Origin of the sequence: Micromonospora phaseoli, from assembly GCF_900109115.1 — a bacterium.
Taxonomy (GTDB): domain Bacteria; phylum Actinomycetota; class Actinomycetes; order Mycobacteriales; family Micromonosporaceae; genus Micromonospora; species Micromonospora phaseoli.
Window position 1 is genome coordinate 227058 of sequence record NZ_FNYV01000008.1, and the last position, 15157, is coordinate 242214.

Sequence of the window (15157 nt, forward strand, 5' to 3'; positions counted from 1 at the left end):
ACATCGCCCGTCCGGATACGAGCGCCAGCGAGCCGGCCGGAAACCCTCTTTGATCGAAACCCGGCCGGGGACTCCACGACCACGTCGGCGCCGATCGCCGTCGGGCAACCGGACGACATGGAGGTCGGCTCGCTCACCATCCGCCCGAGTGTGCAGAGCTGACGCCGGGAGGGGCTTGACGCACCGGCGTCCATCGAGCATGGTCGATTTACATCGATAACCTCGAATGCCTTGACATGGGAGGACTGATGAGAGCCTTCGTCACCACCGCCACGGCTGCGGCCCTGCTGCTCCTGGCCACGGGCAGCGCGCCCCACGGCCGGCCGGCCACCGACGCGCCCTGCACCGGTCAACTCCACCCGAACCCGGGGTTCGAGCGCGGCGCCACCGGCTGGACCGCCGGCCCTCGCATGGTCGTGCTCGGCGACGCGACCCGGCCCGCACACACCGGCCGCGCCCACGCCACCTTCGCCGGGCTGGACGTGACCCGTGGCGACCTGCTGCGCACCACCGTCACGGTGCCGGCCGACTGTGACCTGACGGTCCGCTTCTGGGTCCGCACCACCACCACGGAAACCAGCCGCGGCGATTACCTGAACGTCGGGCTGGCCGTCACCGGCATACCCCCGAAGACGAGGTTCTCGCTGGCCTTCGACGGCGGGCCGCAGTGGCGGCAGTACACCATGTCGACCGGGACGGCGACGACCGAGCGCACCGCGACGGTCAGCTTCGTCGCCAACGAGACGGCCGGCAACGGCGTCACGGCCTTCGACCTCGACGACACGACCTTCACGCTGAGCTGACGACGGCTCAGGTCGCCCGGAGCCTGCACGACCACCGGCGGACGGGCACCCGGCTCTGGTGGAGCTACTCAGCCGCCCGCGGCTCGGGCCCGCCGCTCGCGCAGCCAGACCAGCACCACCATGCCGACGTTCACGGCACCGAGGATCAGCAGGGACGCGTCACCGGAATCGGTGGACCGGTCGATCGCGAAGGCCTCGCCATCCGCCATCACCGTGTTGACGGTCGTAAACAGGACGTTGTTGGCGACGTGGAAAGCAACCGGCGCCTCGACGCCACGGCTGATGATCGCCATCAGGCCGGTACTGACGCCGAACACGGCGTAGTAACCGAACAGCCAGGGATCGGTCGACCCATGGAGCACAGCGAAGCCCAGGCTGGAGACCACGAGCCCGACGACCAGAGCCGGACGTACCGCACGCACCCAGGACGCGGCCGCGGGCAGCACGGCGCTTCGGAACATCAACTCCTCGCCCACGGCCTGCACCGGGGTGCTCAACACGACGATCACCAGCATGCCGATCGTCGTGCCGGTCACACCGAAGGCGGTCCAGCCCGGCGAATCGGGTGCCACCAGCGCCACGACGCCGATTCCCGCACCCACCAACAGCGCCGCGCCCCCGAGGTAGTACCTCAGACGGCGTACGTCGAAGGCTCGTGGTGAACTGATCAGGCTGCGCCACGGCACCTCGGCGATCCACCCGAGGAGCAGGATCGCCAGGACGCCCGCCGCACCCACGCTCAGGTTGACGGCCAGGAACTTCAACGGCGTGAAGGTAGCTGCCATCGGGTCGTCGCTGCCCTCGATGACACCCACGATCTGATAGAGCAGCACCTGCAGAACCACCATCGCCAGCGGCGGCACCAGAATGACCACCAGCGGCTTCCACCAGCTCATCCGCAGGTGGGCGCCGAACGGCCGGGAGCTGTCGACGGCCAGCCGGGAACGCCCCGGAGCCAGCAGTCGCGATCCTCCCGCGTCAGAAGGACCCGGGCGACCTGCCGTCTCCCGAGGTCTGTCGGATCTTGGAGCGTTCATCGGTGAGGGTTCCCTTCGACCGCGGCCGGTCAGGAGCTACGGTCCGCGAAGGGACCGTCAGCGGTGAACGCCTGCTTGGCGAAGCGTTCGGCGATGCGTCGGTGGGTGGCGGTGTCCGGGTGGAGCTGGTCGGGCAGCGGCAGCTCGGCGAAGTCGGCCTCGCCGTAGAGGTCGAGGCCGTCGAGGTGGTGCAGGTCCGGATCGTCGGCCGCACGCTGGGCGGTGATCCGCGCCAGCTCGTCGCGGATTACGCCGAGCGTGAGTTTCCCGCTCGCCCGCTCCGCCGGGTCGCTGATGAGGTCGGCCGACGTGTCCCGCATGGTGCGGGCGGTGAACGGGTCGAGCAGCGCGCTCCCACCGAAGCCCAGGTTGACCAGGTCGACGCCGCCGAGAGCGGCGGCGACGGCCGGCCAGGTGGCGGTGGGGCTGGTGGCGTTGGAGCCCTGACTGATGGAGCTGCCGTGGTGCAGCCACACACGGCGTCCCGGTTCCGGTGTGGGTGCCACCGGGGCGTCGGTGCGCAGGGCGACGAGTTCCGTGGTCTCGTTGTGCGGCAGCCAGATCTCGAGGTCCTTCACCCGGTCGGGCAGGCCGGTGAAGCGGATGGTGCCGGGTGGACCGGTCCGATGCTCGGCGGTACCGCTGGTCATGTCGATGGTCACCGTGTCGCCTCCGGTCACCCTGGCCTGGTCGGTCAGCTGCCCGTCGACGAGCAGGTCGTAGACGCCGTCGGGGCGGGACGGCAGGCCGGTGTAGGTCCGTCGGGTGGGCAGCGTGTCCAGCTCGACCGCGGTGGCGCGGGTGCGGAATGCCAGCCGTACGCCGGCGGGCTGAGCTTCCACCATGGCGAGCTGGCCGTCGGTGTTCTGGGCGCGGGCCCAGGCGGGCAGCCGGTGCGGCAGCACCCCGCGAGCGGTGTGCTGCAGGTCGAGCGCACCGCGCAGGAGGTCCGTGCTGATCGGGGTGGTGATCCAGGTGGCAGGCATGCTCTCAGTCCATCGATCGGTGTTCAGTGGCCGCGCACGGCGAGGACGACCGGACCGTCGGCTACAGCCAGTCGTGTTCGCGGGCGTAGCGGGCCGCTTCGTGGCGGGTCCGGGTCTGGGTCTTGCGCATGGCGTTGGAGAGGTAGTTGCGTACGGTGCCCGGGGCGAGGTGGAGCCGGGCGGCGATGTCGGCGACCGAGTAGCCCTCGCCGGTGACCCGCAGGACGTCGGCTTCACGGTCGGTGAGGGGGCAGTCCTCGGTGACGGCGAGCGCGGAGACGTCCGGGTCGATCCAGCGTTTGCCCGCGTGCAGGGTGGTGATGACCGAGGTGATGTGGGCCGGCTCGGCGGACTTGCTGACGAAACCCTGGACGCCGAGCTTCAACGCCTTCCGCAGCACGCCGGGACGGGCGTGCCGGGTCAGCATGAGGACCACCTGCTCCGGGCGCGCGCGCCGGATCTCCGCAACCGCGCCGAGGCCGTCCACCCCGGGCATCTCCAGGTCGATGACCAGCACGTCGGGCCGGTGCCGCAGGGTGGCGTCGACGGCCGTCTGCCCGTCCTGCGCCTCGGCCAGCACGGTGATGTCCCCCTCCAGGGGCAGCAGCGCGGCCAGGGCCGTACGGAGCAGCACCTCGTCGTCGGCGAGCACGATTGTGGTCACTGGTCGTCCCTTCGCGCGGCCGGAGTCGTGCCGGTATGGGCCGGCGGGAACACCGCGGCGGTCCGGAAGCGCCCATCGTGCTGTTGCACGGTCAGTTCGCCCCCGTCACCTGCCACACGTTGCTTGAGAACGGACAGCCCGCTGAGTTCGGCGGGCGCGTCCGCGGTCACCCCGTCGTTGACGATGGTGATGCCTGACTCGGAGAGCGTGATCTGCACCTGGGTGGCCTGCGCGTGGCGCAGGATGTTGGTGGTGGTCTCGCGCAGCACCTGGCCGAGCAGTTCGCTGACCCGGGAGTCGACCTCGGCCTCCCGGGTCACCCGGACCCGGATGCCGGCGGCCTCGAACAGGTTCTTCGCGTTCTCGATCTCGGCGGTGAGGTTGAGCCGCCGTTGGGCGTACGCGAGTTCCTTGGTCTGCACGATGGTGTCGCTGACCAGCGCGTAGGTCTCCCGCAGCTCCTTCTCCGCCCGTCCGGCGTCGCTGAGCAGCAGCTTCTGCGCCAGCGCGATCTTCAGCTTCACCACGTGCAGGGTGTGGCCCTGGATGTCGTGCAGGTCGCTGGCGAACCGGACCCGTTCCCGCACGACCGCCAGCTCCGCCTCGCGTTCCCGGGTCTGCTCGAGTTCCCGGATGAGGTCGTAGAACCGCTCACCCACCATCGTCAGGACCGTCACGACGACGGTGAGGACAGTCGGGACCAGGACATAGGCGACCAGGACGTCGCCGATGTCGTCCCGCTGCACCAGCAGCCGCGCCGCGCCGACCACGGCGACGTAGGCGAACAGCCCGGCCACCGCCAGGGTCCGTCGCCGCCGCACCTCGCGCAGCGCGAGCGAACCCGCGGCGCAGATACCCCAGTACGCGTTGGGACTGCCGGTCACCAGGACCCCCACCGGCCACACCGCTCCCGCCACAACCACGCAGGGCAGCGCGAACCGGGACAGGTCGTTGGCCGTCCACCGCTCGAAGGCCACCACAGCCGCCACCGCCCCCGGCGCCAGGACGACGACGTGCCACCAGGTACGCGCGTCGATGTAGAGCAGGATCACGGCGGCGAACACCACCGGCGGCAGTGAGGTGGCAAGGTTGAGCCGACGCAGCCTTCTCTGCGTCGAAGCGGTGAAGCGCGGCGATGGTCCGGTCACCTTCCCAGTATCCGGCGGCCACCGGCCACGGCCAGTGACACCGCGTCACTTGTAACCGTGACGTGGTCTCACTGACGAGTGGCCGCAACCGATGCTGTCATGGGTGCATGTCCACCACACCCGTCATCGAAATCGACCGGCTGAACCTCACCTACGGCGACTTTCACGCCGTCCAGGACCTCTCCTTCGAGGCGCTCCGGCGAGCTGTACGCGCTGCTCGCCATCCGTCTGACGCGGATCCCGTCCTGGAAAGGAGGCCGGCGTGACCTCCCCGCCGTCCCCGCTGGGCGCCGACATCGAGCCCACCCCACCCTCGCGACGGCGGTGGCTCCGGATCGTCTCCGGCACCCTCGCCGCCGTCGTGGCCGCCGTCAGCCTCGGCGTCGCCGCCCTTCAACTCGGCCTGCCCTGGCAGATGGGCGAGGGTGACCGCAACCACGTCTACGAAGGCGACGCCGGGTCGCAGCGCTACCAGGTCCACCTTCCGCCCCAGCACGACGGGACAGTCCGGCTGCCGGTCGTGATGGCGATCCACGGCTGCGGAATGACCGGCTACGGGTGGAACTCCATGAAGTCCACGACGCAGCTCAACCGCCTGGCCGACCGGGAAGGCTTCATCGTCGTCTACCCCACGCAACTGATCTCCCGCAACGTGATCGCCTGCTGGAACTCCACCGACCCCCGGGAGCAGCAGCGGCACACCGGCGAACCGGCGCTGCTCGCCGGGGTCGCCCGCCAGGTGGTCGAGGACTACCACGCGGATCCCGCGCGGGTGCACGTGGCCGGCGCCTCGTCGGGCGCGGGGACCGCCGTCATCCTCGCCGCGACCCACCCCGACGTGTTCGCCACGGTGACCTCGGTCGCCGGCGGCGAGTACGGGCTCAACCAGGTCGACCCGGACGACCCGGACGCGACCCCGCCGCTGCACACGGCCTGGCAGGCCCGGGGACAGATGGGCGAGCGGGCCCGGCGGGTGCCGCTGCTGGTCATCCAGGGCGAGCAGGACGAGGTCGTGCCGCCGCTGGTCGCCACCCGACTCGTCGAACACTGGACCGCGTTGAGCGATCTCGTCGACGACGGCCTGCCCAACGACAGCCTTGACCTGACCGAGGAGACCGTGTCGGTGCCGGCCGAGGCGGGGCGGCACGCGTACACGCATTCGACCATCACGGCGTCTGACGGCTTGTCGGTCGTCGAGGCGTACCGCATCCAGGACATGGGGCACGCCTGGCCGGGCCCGGACGGTGACGGCCGCTACACCGATCACGCAGGCCCCGACGCCAGCGAGATCGTGTGGGAGTTCGCCGAGCGCCACCCGATGCGATGAGGCCCCGGCCCCCGGCGGCTACGGCGCGGACGGCCCGGACGGCGCCGCTGCGCGGTTGACGGCGGCCGCGACGGCGGTGCCGATGCGCGTCAACGTTGCCAGCTCGTGGGGTTCGAGCTGGTCGATCAGGTACTCACGGACCGCCGCGACATGTCCCGGCGCCGCGGCCACGACAACCTCGTAACCGGCCTCGGTCAGGATCGCGTTGGTGGCTCTGCCTGCGCCGGGGATCCGGGCCCGCGCGAGCAGTCCGCGTTTCTCCAGCCGTCCGACGACGTGCGACAGGCGGGACAGCGACGCCGCCGTTCGTGCGGCGAGACGACTCATCTGCATCGTTCGTTCCGGCTCCTCGGAGAGCACCGAGAGCACCATGTACTCGAAGAAGCTCAGCTGGGACTCGCGTTGCATCCGCGCGTCCAGGGCAGCCGGCAGGCTGATCATGATCGCGGAGTTGGCCAGCCATGCCGCCCGCTCGTCGTCACTCAACCACCGCGCCTCGGCAACGGGTCCGGTGGACCTGCCTGCCGCCTCCTTCTTGACCATGAGCGTCACGGTACTAGCGACTTGTTGACGCTTCAAGTTCAAGGGGGTAGAACTTGAAACGTCAAGTTTGCCGGAGGGACCGACAAACCGGATGAGGAAGGACTACCGGATGCACACCACATCGCTGGGCGGCCTCAATGTCTCGCGCATCGGTCTCGGAGCCATGGGAATGTCGGCCTACTACACCGGCGCCGGCCATGACGAAGCTGAGTCGATCCGCACCATCCGGCGCGCTCTGGACCTCGGCGCCACGCACCTGGACACCGCCGAGGTGTACGGGCCGTACGTCAACGAGGAACTGGTGGGTCGCGCGATCAGAGGCCGCCGGGACGAAGTCGTCCTGGCCACCAAGTTCGGCCTCGTCTCGCACACCGGCGGACCAGGTCCGGACAGCACCCCCGCCAACATCCGCGCCGCGGTGGACGGGTCGCTGCGGCGGCTCGGCACCGATCACATCGATCTGTACTACCAGCACCGGGTCGACCGAGGCACCCCCATCGAGGAGACGGTGGCAGCGTTGAGCGACCTGGTGGCCACGGGCAAGGTGCGCCACATCGGGCTCTCCGAGGCGTCCGCGACGACGATTCGACGGGCTCACGCGGTCCATCCGGTCGCCGCCGTCCAGACGGAGTACTCGCTGTGGACCCGCGACCCCGAGGTCGACGTGCTGCCCACGCTGCGGGAACTTGGCATCGGTCTCGTGCCCTACTCGCCGCTCGGGCACGGCTTTCTCACCGGTGACATCCGCTCTCTCGACGGCCTGGACGCCACCGACTGGCGGCGCACCAATCCCCGGTTCACCGGCGACAACCTCACGCGCAACCTCCGCATCGTCGACGAGGTCCGTGACGTCGCCGACGAAGCAGGGGCCACGCCCGCGCAGATCGCCCTGGCCTGGATCCTCGCGCAGGGCGAGGGCATCGCGCCGATCCCGGGCACCAAGCGCGTCCACCGACTCGAGGAGAACTGCGCCACCGACAGCATCCGACTCACCGCCGGTCAGATCGCCCGACTGAACGCCCTGACCCCGGCGTCCGGCGACCGCCACGCCGAGCCCGACATGGCCGCCATCGACGGTTGAGCAGAGCATCTTGAGGAGAACATGACGATGAACGATCGAGAGCAAGCAGGGCGTACCGGTGTCCTGCGGCGCATGGAGACGGCGATGAACGGCCACGACCTGGACGCGCTGGCCGACTGCTTCACCGACGACTTCCACTCGGATCTGCCAATCCACCCCCGCCGTTCCTTCACCGGCCGCGAGCAGATGCGGAACAACTGGGCCTTCCTGTTCGCACATGTCCCCGACCTGGCGGCAGAGGTCCTGCAGTCGGTCACGGGCGGCGACCAGGTGTGGAGCGAGTGGGAGATCCACGGCACCACGGTCGACGGCACCCGGTACCTGTCGCGCGGCGTGGCCATCATGTGGCTGCACGAGGAACGGGTCGCCTCGGTCCGGTTCTACCTCGACGACGTCGACCCGGACTGACGTCGAACGCAGCCCACCCTTCTCGGCGCACGGCGCGATGCCCGCATGTCACCAGCCGCTGCAGCCGGCGCCGTGTCACCTCCGACGCGTGACGTGACGTCACTGTTCGCCACGCCGGTCAGCGCGGACAGTGGGATGGTGACCACGACAACCGCCTCCCTCGCCCATGACGTCAACGGGACCGGGCCCCTGCTCCTCGCGATCCACGGCATGACCGAGGACCGCCATTTCTGGGATCGCGTGCCGCTGGCCACGCACTTCCGCACCGTCCGCGTCGACCTGCGCGGCCACGGGGACTCCCCTCGCGCGGCGCCGTACGACCCGCCTGACCATGGCCGGAGACGTGCACGAGGTCGTCCGCGCACTGGGGATCCAGCAACGCCCCCTGGTCCTGGGGCACTCCTACGGCGGAGTGGTGGCCACCGCCTACGCCTCGCATTTCCCGGCGCGCGGCGTGGTCAACATCGACCAGACCCTCGACGTGACGCCCCTGCCGGCACGGATGGCCCGGGCCCTGCGGGGGGAGGGCTACGAGGACGTCATGGCGGCGGCCTTCACCCAGATGTACGGTCAGCTCGACCCCGCCGTCGCCGAAGACCTCCACGTACGCCGGAAGGTACGCCAGGACGTCCTGCTCGGAATGTGGGCTCCCCTGCTCGACCTAGGACCGCAGGATCTGACCGCGTTCATGACCGACCTGATGCCGACGCGGCGACCCACGCCGTACCTGTCACTGCACGGCCTACCCGTGCCCGACGACTACCCGGACTGGCTACGCAGCCGCGTTCCCGGTGCGCTCGTCGAATCAGCGCCGGCCGTCACCCACTATCCCCACCTGGCCGACCCCGCCTGGTTCATGGGGCGGCTGATCGCCTTCGACGAAGCTGACCTCCGGTAACGGCGCAAAGAGATGCCACCGCCGACCTATCCTCTGCTCTAGGCCATCCGGCGACGGGAAGACCCACCAATGTCCCTGACCGACATCGAGGTGTGAGATGCCATGCCATATCTGAGCCCGGTCGCAGCGCAGCGCGTCGAGGCCGCCGTCGTCGCGGCCCTCGCCGTCGTCGTAACCGTCACCGCCGGGTACCCGTGGTGGTCGCTGCTTGCCCTCTTCCTCGTCTTCGACCTGTCCATGCTCGGCTACCTGCACGGGCCACGCTTTGGCGCCTTCTGCTACAACCTGGCGCACTCCTACACGCTGCCGGCGGCGCTCGGCGTGGTGGCCGTGGCCGAAGCCGGGTTCGGCGACCAGAACCGCTGGCTCGGAGTGCTGGCCATCGCGTGGGTGTTCCACATCGCCATCGACCGCGCCCTCGGTTACGGCCTCAAAACGGCCGAAGGATTCGAACATACTCACCTCGGTCCGATCGGGAAGGCCCGTCGTGCCCGGTCGACCGTCGACACCGCGGCGTCCGGTGGGCCCGGCACTCGCGACGAGAACGACCATCTGCGGTGAGCCCGCACCAGCGCCGATGCGCCAGCCGACTTCCCAACGTACCTGCTAGGCGGGACAGCCTTCGCCGGGAGACTCGCCGTTCGGGAACAGATAGACGTCCCAGTAGTCGCCCTGCCCGCTGATCGAGATCGGATCGCTGGCCGAGAGACCGCAGTGTGTGGTGGAAATGGTGTACATGCCGGAGGGCACGTCAACGAAGGTGTAGTTGCCGTCCGCCCCGGCCGTGGTCTGGAATCCCCCCGGCTCCAAGGTGACGACGGCACCGGCCGCCGGTTGCCACGTCGTCGTGTCGATCACCATGCCGGTAAGGCTCCACTTCGCCACGACCGTGTACTCCGCCTGCGCCAAACCACTGCGTCGGCCTCCGTCGTCGACCGAGGCCGCCAGCAGCAATCGGGAGCCGGCGACGTTCCCGGCTTCGATGGTCACCACGGCCGTGCCGCCCGGTTCCGTGGCGGCTACATCCGCACCGAGGCTGATTGCCCGGGAGTCGTACCGGAATGTGGTGACGTTGGTGTCGCCGCCCGCATCGAACCGCACCGTGATCGTGCTTCCGGTCGTAGTCTGCTCCCCGTCCGGGAAGGAGATGACCGGTGGAAGCGGCGCAGCCATCTCGGCGAACCTGCTGGGACTCTCGAGGTAGTTGTAGATTTGCACGTCGTCGACGGCGCCGTCGAGGAACGAGTCGGGGGAGCCGTCCCACATGCGTCGGCCGATCGTGAGCCCACCGCTGGCGTTGAACGCGCTGGGCAGGGTGGCGGTGGTCGACTGTGGTTCGCCGTTGACATAGAGCCGGAGCGTGCCGGTGGGCGCCTCGTAGGCAGCTGCCAGGTGGGTCCAGCGTCCCGCGACGGCGGAGCCGTCGGAGTACGCGTGCCGCGACTCGGCGGTCTCAGTGTCCGCCGCTGTCATGCTGAACCGCCACTTCCCCACCTCCGCGTCGTAGCCGAGGGTAAACGGCGAACGGCGGGTCGCGTCAGCGCCGACAGCGGTCTGGAAGCCGGTCGTACTCGCACCGGTGAGCTTGACCCGGGCGGTCACCGTGAAACTGGTGTCGGTCCGCACCGGCGTCGGGAGGCCGGTGTCCGGGTTCTCGATGAGGACCGGTCCGGCCGTGCCCGCCCAGGCGGTCGAGCCGTTGAGCGCGAGGGCGTTGCCGACGCCGCCCCGGCCCGTCGTCCGGTCCGCGCCACCGTCCAACGTGATGGTGTTCCCGTGCGCGGTCACGTCGGAGGCGGGTCCGTCCGCCTCGTCGAAGTTCCACCCACCCGCCGGCCCGGCTGGCCCCCGTACGCGGAATGTGTAGGTGCTCGGACTCTGCGAGCGGCGACCGGCGGCGTCCTTCGACCAGACCGACAGGGTGTTGACCCCATCGCGCGGCGGCGCGACCGTTATCGAGGCGCCATGGTCGGATGCGCGAGGTTGCACCGACCACGTAAGGGCGGAGCTCGAGTCGAAGGTGTAGATGTACTCCACGACCTCGTGCGGGCGTTCCGCCGGAGGCGCCACCTCGAACACCCCGGCAATTCCGACTCCGCCACGTGGACCGGCGTCGTTCGGGTAGTCGGTCGACGTCACCGCACCCGGCGGTGGCGGCGGAGTGAGGTCGACGGTGAACTCGCAGGTCTCCGACCAGGCCCCGTATCTGGCGCCGTCATGGGTGCGGGCCTGCCAGGCGTACGTCTGGCCGTCGCTGAGCTCGCCCTCGGGCACCGCCGCGGAGACCGACGACGAATTCCCTGCCGACTGGGCAACCCGGTCGGTTCCGTTACGTACGCCGTCCGACGGCCACCAGTGGAACCAGGTCGTCAGCGACTGCTGGCCCTGGTCCGGGTCGCTCTGCATGGCTGAGAGATACGGGGTCGCCGTCAACACGTACGGTCGTGACGTGCCGGCGGCGCAGGTCTTGCCGTCGGACCGAAGGTCCGTCGGCGGACTCGGCTTGCGGTTTTGGGCACCGGCGGACCCGGTCTTGGGACCGGCCGCGGCCGGAGAGGTCACCACGAGCAGTGCGGCCACAGCCACCGCAGCCAACGACCCGAGTCGGGCGAGCGTGCCGCCTGGGCGCGCCGATGCGGTCAGTCTCTGGTTCCAGCTCAACGCAGCCCCCGTGGATTCGTTCCATCACCGCGCGCTCAAGCTAGAGCAGCAATATCAGCGCCGTCAATGTGAGTCTCTCTCGGTGGCTACAAGCGATGCGGAGGTTCCCTCAGCGGCTCGGTTACTGGGCCGGCGTGGTGATGAGCTCGTCGGCGACCCACTGGGCGACGTTGGCGGGATAGGGCGCCGGCAGTCCGAGGACGATGTGCTGCAAGCCGGCGTCGATCGCTTTGCCGATCGCGTCCTGGGTGATGCTGGGCTGGTCGTAGGAGACCTGCAGGACGATGGATCGGGTGATCGAGGCGGGGTCGCGACCGATCTCGGTGCAGTAGCGGTCCAGCAGTGCGCTGCGCCTGACGGCGTCGTCGATGTCGGCGCCGGGGATGTTCCACAGGTCGGCGTGCTCGGCGGCCACGCGCAGCACGGGGGCCGAGCGTCCGCCGATGAGAATCGGCGGGTGGGGGCGCTGGATGGGTTTGGGGTTGCAGAACGCTCCGGTGAGACGGTGGTAGGTCCCGTGGAAGTCGAATGGTTCCGTCCCGGTCCACAACCGCCGGATGACGGTGCACGCCTCGGCGAGGCTTCCCACGGCGTGTGCCGAGTCGTGGAAGGGCAGGCCGTGTGCCTCGTACTCTCGCCGGGCCAGTGGGTGGCTGGGTCGTGAACCCGCACCGATACCGAAGTCGAGCCGTCCGCCGGAGACGATGTCGACGGTCGCGGCGATCTTGGCCAGCATCGCGGGCGGGCGGATGCGGTTGCTGGTCACGAGCAGGCCGAGTCGCAGTCGCCGGGTCTGTGCGGCGAGGGCCGAGAGCAGGGTCCAGCCTTCGTAGGTCGGCCCGTTCGGGTCGCCGCCGATCGGCATGAGGTGATCGAACAGCCACGCGTGCTCGATCTCCGGGATCGTGTCCGCCTCGCGCCAGACCCGCAGGACGTCGTGGTAGTCGACCTGTGAGGGGGCGGTCATGATCCCGAAGCGGGCCCGGCTCCTGGGATTGAGCCCGCTCGCCGCCACGCCATCATCTCCGGCGCCGACCCATGCCGCCTCGCCCCGGTCGAATCCCCGGGGCACCGCCTGGATCTCGATGAGCGGAGCCCTGGTGCCACTCGATCCACAGCCAGGTCCTGATATCCGGTCATGACTTGTGTGCATCGGTGTCATCGCGTCCATCGTTTGTCTAGCGGCGGCGGAGTCACCAGGGGATGACGCCGTCGTCGTTGAAGAATGAGCCGGTCGGGCCGCCATCGGGCAGTGTGGCGAGCCGGATCGCGGTTGCCGCTGCCTGCTGAGCAGGTCGGCCCTGGTGGCCGGTGAAGTCGGTCGCGACCAGGCCTGGGCAGGCGGCGTTGATGAGGATGTCGGTGCCAGCGAACTGTCGTGCGTAGTGCAGGGTGATGGCGTTGAGGTACGACTTCGTCGGCGAGTAGGCCGCCATGACCGGGCCGACGTCGATGTTCGGGTCCGCCTGCCAGGTCACCGACCCGACGCTGCTGGAGATGTTGACGATGCGTGGGGAGGCCGAGCGCCGCAACAACGGCAGCAGGGCGTTGGTCACCCGGATCACGCCGTAGACGTTGGTGTCCACGACGGTGCGGACGACGTCGAGGTCGAGGGTGGTCGGGTCCTGTATCCAGCCTGGTCCTGTCTCTCCCGAGATGCCGGCGTTGTTGACGAGAACGTCCAGGCGTCCACCCTGGCGTTCGGTCAGCTCCGCGGCCTCGCTGACGCTGCGGTCGCTGGTGACGTCCAGTGGGACCGCGAACGCGTCTACTCCGGCGGCGTGCAGCATCTTCACGGCCGTCTCGCCACGGGCCTCGTCGCGGGCTCCCACCGCCACGCGGTAGCCGCGTGCGCCCAGCCCGGCCGCGATCTCGTATCCCAGTCCCTTGTTCGCGCCGGTGACCAGCGCGGTCTTCTTGTCGCTCATGACGCCGATGTTGGCTCGGCGGCGAGTGCTTTCGTTACACCGTTTGGGTGCGCTGTCATACCCGGCCGGTATCACCGCGGTATCGTGGGGCCGGTGGACATGCTCGAGACCCGCGAACTCAGGTACTTCGTCGCCGTCGCCGAGGAACTGCACTTCAGCCGGGCGGCCGAGCGCCTCGGCATCGCTCAGCCGCCGCTGTCCCGGGCGATTCAGCAGCTCGAACGACGTCTCGATGTCGCCCTGCTCGAACGCAACCGCCGCGGCGTCACCCTCACCGGCGCGGGTCAGGTGCTGCTCGATGAGGCCCGTGCCATCCTCGACGCCACCGCCGCGGCCGCACGCCGCACCCGACGCGCCGCGGCTGGCACGAATCGGCTGACGCTGGCGACGAAGGCCGGCGCGAATCATAAGCTGCTACGGAAACTCCTCGACACCCACGCCGCCGAACCTGACGCCGCCGAGATTGAGGTACTGCTGTGCGGCATGGGAGAACAGGCGCGGATGTTGCGCGATGGCCGGGCCGACGTGGCGCTCATGCAACGCCCTTTCGACGCCCTCGCCGGGTTCGACACCGAGGAGCTGCTGACCGAACAACAGGTCGCCATCCTGCCCGCCGGGCATCCCCTCGCCGCGCGTACCTCGCTGACCATGGCTGACATCAGCAACGTGCCAGATCTGCCGGTCGCCCGCTGGCCCCGTCAAGACGGCAGCTACGAACCCGGCCCGGGCCCCGAGATCCACGACCAGTCGCAGCTGGCCCAGCTGATCGCCCTCGGGCGCACCATGGCCGTCCTCTGCGCCTCCTCCCGATCGTGGCTGTGGAACGCGCACGCCGCCGCCCCCCTGACCGACGCACCCCACGTCACCACCGTTCTCGCCTGGCCACCGCACAGCCGCTCCCGGGCCGTCGCCGCGCTCGTACGCACCGCAACCCAGCTGCAACAAGAACCCACCAAGACCCGCAACGCGCAGCCGTAGCGGTGCGCACGTGCCATCACCCCACCGTGGCGGTGATCCCGATGTACCGTCAGCGTCCGTCGTCAGCGCCAGGGCCGCGCTCATCGATCGGGAGGAGTTCGAACACCGGGTGGCGGTCGGCCTCGGCCACGAAGTCCTCGACCGGTGCGTCCTTGTCCGCGCTGAAGTACGGCCGGGTAGCCGCGGCAACGGCGACGTAGCGCTTGAGTACCGGTCCGGCCTCCGCCGCCGGGATCTCGCGGACGGCATAGTCACGCCGATCCCCGCGTCGGGCCAGGCTGACCCGTGGAGCAGCGCGGACGTTGTGCACCCATGACACCGCTCCGTACGGCGCGACCAGCCACCGCCGTCCCCCGGTCTCGACCACCGTCGCCGGGTGCGTGAGTGACCGGCCGGTCTTCCGGCCGATAGTGGTGAGTAGGTAGGTGCCGGGCACGAGGCCCGCTCGGACGAACACGCTGATGATGGCGTCACCGATGCGGCGCCCTCGGCTGGAGCGGAACTGTCGGGCGCCGCGTGGGCTTCCCGGCTCTGGTTGGCTGGGTGTCGGGTCAGTCACCGCTGCCGCCTCACTCGATGTCGGGGTTGGCTCGGAGAACTCGACCAGCCTGTTCCCTCCGAGTGAGCGGGTCAAGGCGAGTCAACCCGCTCAGCCCGCACCGACCAGGATGACCGAGGCACGGCCGGGGTACTGG

Annotated in this window: 17 protein-coding genes; 8 read left to right on the top strand and 9 right to left on the bottom strand. The window is 69.7% G+C overall.

From position 1 onward, the window contains the following. Nucleotides 1–248: 248 nt before the first annotated feature. Nucleotides 249–803 carry a hypothetical protein gene (locus BMY89_RS21040; protein WP_092381742.1) on the top strand — a complete coding sequence of 185 codons (555 nt, stop codon included), beginning with the start codon at nucleotides 249–251 and terminating at the stop codon, nucleotides 801–803. Nucleotides 804–871: 68 nt separating this feature from the next. On the opposite strand, the gene BMY89_RS21045 is transcribed toward BMY89_RS21040, so the two are convergent. From BMY89_RS21045 to BMY89_RS21060, 4 genes are all read right to left on the bottom strand, one after another. Beyond that, the gene (locus BMY89_RS21045) at nucleotides 872–1699 is read right to left on the bottom strand and encodes a CPBP family intramembrane glutamic endopeptidase (RefSeq protein ID WP_092381743.1); all 828 of its coding nucleotides are present in this window, start codon (nucleotides 1697–1699) and stop codon (nucleotides 872–874) included. A gap of 170 nt (nucleotides 1700–1869) precedes the next feature. Beyond that, complete coding sequence (locus tag BMY89_RS21050) at nucleotides 1870–2826, bottom strand: SGNH/GDSL hydrolase family protein (protein ID WP_092381744.1); 957 nt, start codon at nucleotides 2824–2826, stop codon at nucleotides 1870–1872. Nucleotides 2827–2887: 61 nt separating this feature from the next. Beyond that, nucleotides 2888–3490 carry a response regulator transcription factor gene (locus BMY89_RS21055; RefSeq protein ID WP_092381745.1) on the bottom strand — a complete coding sequence of 201 codons (603 nt, stop codon included), beginning with the start codon at nucleotides 3488–3490 and terminating at the stop codon, nucleotides 2888–2890. Continuing rightward, entirely contained in the window at nucleotides 3487–4638 is a 1152-nt protein-coding gene (locus tag BMY89_RS21060) for a sensor histidine kinase (RefSeq protein ID WP_092381746.1), read from the bottom strand. The genes BMY89_RS21055 and BMY89_RS21060 overlap by 4 nt, the downstream gene beginning before the upstream one ends. Before the next feature lie 107 nt (nucleotides 4639–4745). Here BMY89_RS21060 and BMY89_RS29995 point away from each other — a divergent pair, with 107 nt between their 5' ends. Further along, nucleotides 4746–4904 carry a hypothetical protein gene (locus tag BMY89_RS29995; RefSeq protein ID WP_198414069.1) on the top strand — a complete coding sequence of 53 codons (159 nt, stop codon included), beginning with the start codon at nucleotides 4746–4748 and terminating at the stop codon, nucleotides 4902–4904. Beyond that, nucleotides 4901–5965: an extracellular catalytic domain type 1 short-chain-length polyhydroxyalkanoate depolymerase gene (locus BMY89_RS21065; protein ID WP_198414070.1), complete on the top strand. Its 1065-nt coding sequence runs from the start codon at nucleotides 4901–4903 to the stop codon at nucleotides 5963–5965. Before BMY89_RS29995 ends, BMY89_RS21065 begins: the two co-directional genes overlap by 4 nt. An 18-nt stretch (nucleotides 5966–5983) precedes the next feature. Here BMY89_RS21065 and BMY89_RS21070 read toward each other — a convergent pair whose 3' ends face one another. Continuing rightward, nucleotides 5984–6508 (bottom strand): MarR family winged helix-turn-helix transcriptional regulator, encoded by a 525-nt coding sequence (locus BMY89_RS21070; RefSeq protein WP_092381823.1) that lies wholly within the window; start codon nucleotides 6506–6508, stop codon nucleotides 5984–5986. 109 nt (nucleotides 6509–6617) lie between these two features. Between BMY89_RS21070 and BMY89_RS21075 the strand changes: the two genes are divergently transcribed. The 4 genes from BMY89_RS21075 (at nucleotide 6618) to BMY89_RS21090 (ending at nucleotide 9456) form a co-directional block, all read left to right on the top strand. Continuing rightward, nucleotides 6618–7589: an aldo/keto reductase gene (locus BMY89_RS21075; protein ID WP_092381824.1), complete on the top strand. Its 972-nt coding sequence runs from the start codon at nucleotides 6618–6620 to the stop codon at nucleotides 7587–7589. Nucleotides 7590–7616: 27 nt separating this feature from the next. Further along, nucleotides 7617–7997 (top strand): nuclear transport factor 2 family protein, encoded by a 381-nt coding sequence (locus tag BMY89_RS21080; protein ID WP_092381825.1) that lies wholly within the window; start codon nucleotides 7617–7619, stop codon nucleotides 7995–7997. A 331-nt stretch (nucleotides 7998–8328) separates the two neighbouring features. After that, a complete protein-coding gene (locus BMY89_RS21085) occupies nucleotides 8329–8895 on the top strand; it encodes an alpha/beta fold hydrolase (protein ID WP_092381748.1) in 567 nt (188 codons plus the stop codon). A 102-nt stretch (nucleotides 8896–8997) separates the two neighbouring features. Next, nucleotides 8998–9456, top strand: a complete 459-nt coding sequence (locus BMY89_RS21090) for a DUF4260 domain-containing protein (protein WP_092381749.1) — start codon at nucleotides 8998–9000, stop codon at nucleotides 9454–9456. Between the two features lie 45 nt (nucleotides 9457–9501). Here the strand turns inward: BMY89_RS21090 and BMY89_RS21095 are convergent, their stop codons facing one another. The 3 genes from BMY89_RS21095 to BMY89_RS21105 all read right to left on the bottom strand — a co-directional run bounded on the left by BMY89_RS21095 (nucleotide 9502) and on the right by BMY89_RS21105 (nucleotide 13484). Further along, nucleotides 9502–11301, bottom strand: a complete 1800-nt coding sequence (locus tag BMY89_RS21095; protein ID WP_139217982.1) for a LamG-like jellyroll fold domain-containing protein — start codon at nucleotides 11299–11301, stop codon at nucleotides 9502–9504. A 376-nt stretch (nucleotides 11302–11677) separates the two neighbouring features. Beyond that, entirely contained in the window at nucleotides 11678–12523 is an 846-nt protein-coding gene (locus BMY89_RS21100) for an LLM class flavin-dependent oxidoreductase (RefSeq protein ID WP_092381826.1), read from the bottom strand. Between the two features lie 226 nt (nucleotides 12524–12749). After that, nucleotides 12750–13484 (bottom strand): SDR family oxidoreductase, encoded by a 735-nt coding sequence (locus BMY89_RS21105; protein ID WP_092381751.1) that lies wholly within the window; start codon nucleotides 13482–13484, stop codon nucleotides 12750–12752. A gap of 99 nt (nucleotides 13485–13583) precedes the next feature. Between BMY89_RS21105 and BMY89_RS21110 the strand changes: the two genes are divergently transcribed. Beyond that, nucleotides 13584–14462, top strand: coding sequence for a LysR family transcriptional regulator (locus BMY89_RS21110; protein WP_198414101.1), 879 nt, complete (start codon nucleotides 13584–13586; stop codon nucleotides 14460–14462). A gap of 49 nt (nucleotides 14463–14511) precedes the next feature. On the opposite strand, the gene BMY89_RS21115 is transcribed toward BMY89_RS21110, so the two are convergent. Beyond that, complete coding sequence (locus BMY89_RS21115; protein ID WP_198414078.1) at nucleotides 14512–15021, bottom strand: nitroreductase family deazaflavin-dependent oxidoreductase; 510 nt, start codon at nucleotides 15019–15021, stop codon at nucleotides 14512–14514. Between the last annotated feature and the right edge of the window lie 136 nt (nucleotides 15022–15157).

Excerpts from the sequence above, each read along its gene's own strand:
- BMY89_RS29995 (WP_198414069.1), top strand. The coding sequence starts at position 4,746 with ATGTCCACCACACCCGTCATCGAAATCGACCGGCTGAACCTCACCTAC.
- BMY89_RS21110 (WP_198414101.1), top strand. The coding sequence starts at position 13,584 with ATGCTCGAGACCCGCGAACTCAGGTACTTCGTCGCCGTCGCCGAGGAA.
- BMY89_RS21090 (WP_092381749.1), top strand. The coding sequence starts at position 8,998 with ATGCCATATCTGAGCCCGGTCGCAGCGCAGCGCGTCGAGGCCGCCGTC.
- BMY89_RS21045 (WP_092381743.1), bottom strand. The coding sequence starts at position 1,699 with ATGAGCTGGTGGAAGCCGCTGGTGGTCATTCTGGTGCCGCCGCTGGCG.
- BMY89_RS21100 (WP_092381826.1), bottom strand. The coding sequence starts at position 12,523 with ATGACCGCCCCCTCACAGGTCGACTACCACGACGTCCTGCGGGTCTGG.
- BMY89_RS21085 (WP_092381748.1), top strand. The coding sequence starts at position 8,329 with ATGGCCGGAGACGTGCACGAGGTCGTCCGCGCACTGGGGATCCAGCAA.
- BMY89_RS21095 (WP_139217982.1), bottom strand. The coding sequence starts at position 11,301 with ATGCAGAGCGACCCGGACCAGGGCCAGCAGTCGCTGACGACCTGGTTC.
- BMY89_RS21050 (WP_092381744.1), bottom strand. The coding sequence starts at position 2,826 with ATGCCTGCCACCTGGATCACCACCCCGATCAGCACGGACCTCCTGCGC.
- BMY89_RS21075 (WP_092381824.1), top strand. The coding sequence starts at position 6,618 with ATGCACACCACATCGCTGGGCGGCCTCAATGTCTCGCGCATCGGTCTC.
- BMY89_RS21040 (WP_092381742.1), top strand. The coding sequence starts at position 249 with ATGAGAGCCTTCGTCACCACCGCCACGGCTGCGGCCCTGCTGCTCCTG.
- BMY89_RS21105 (WP_092381751.1), bottom strand. The coding sequence starts at position 13,484 with ATGAGCGACAAGAAGACCGCGCTGGTCACCGGCGCGAACAAGGGACTG.
- BMY89_RS21070 (WP_092381823.1), bottom strand. The coding sequence starts at position 6,508 with ATGGTCAAGAAGGAGGCGGCAGGCAGGTCCACCGGACCCGTTGCCGAG.
- BMY89_RS21080 (WP_092381825.1), top strand. The coding sequence starts at position 7,617 with ATGAACGATCGAGAGCAAGCAGGGCGTACCGGTGTCCTGCGGCGCATG.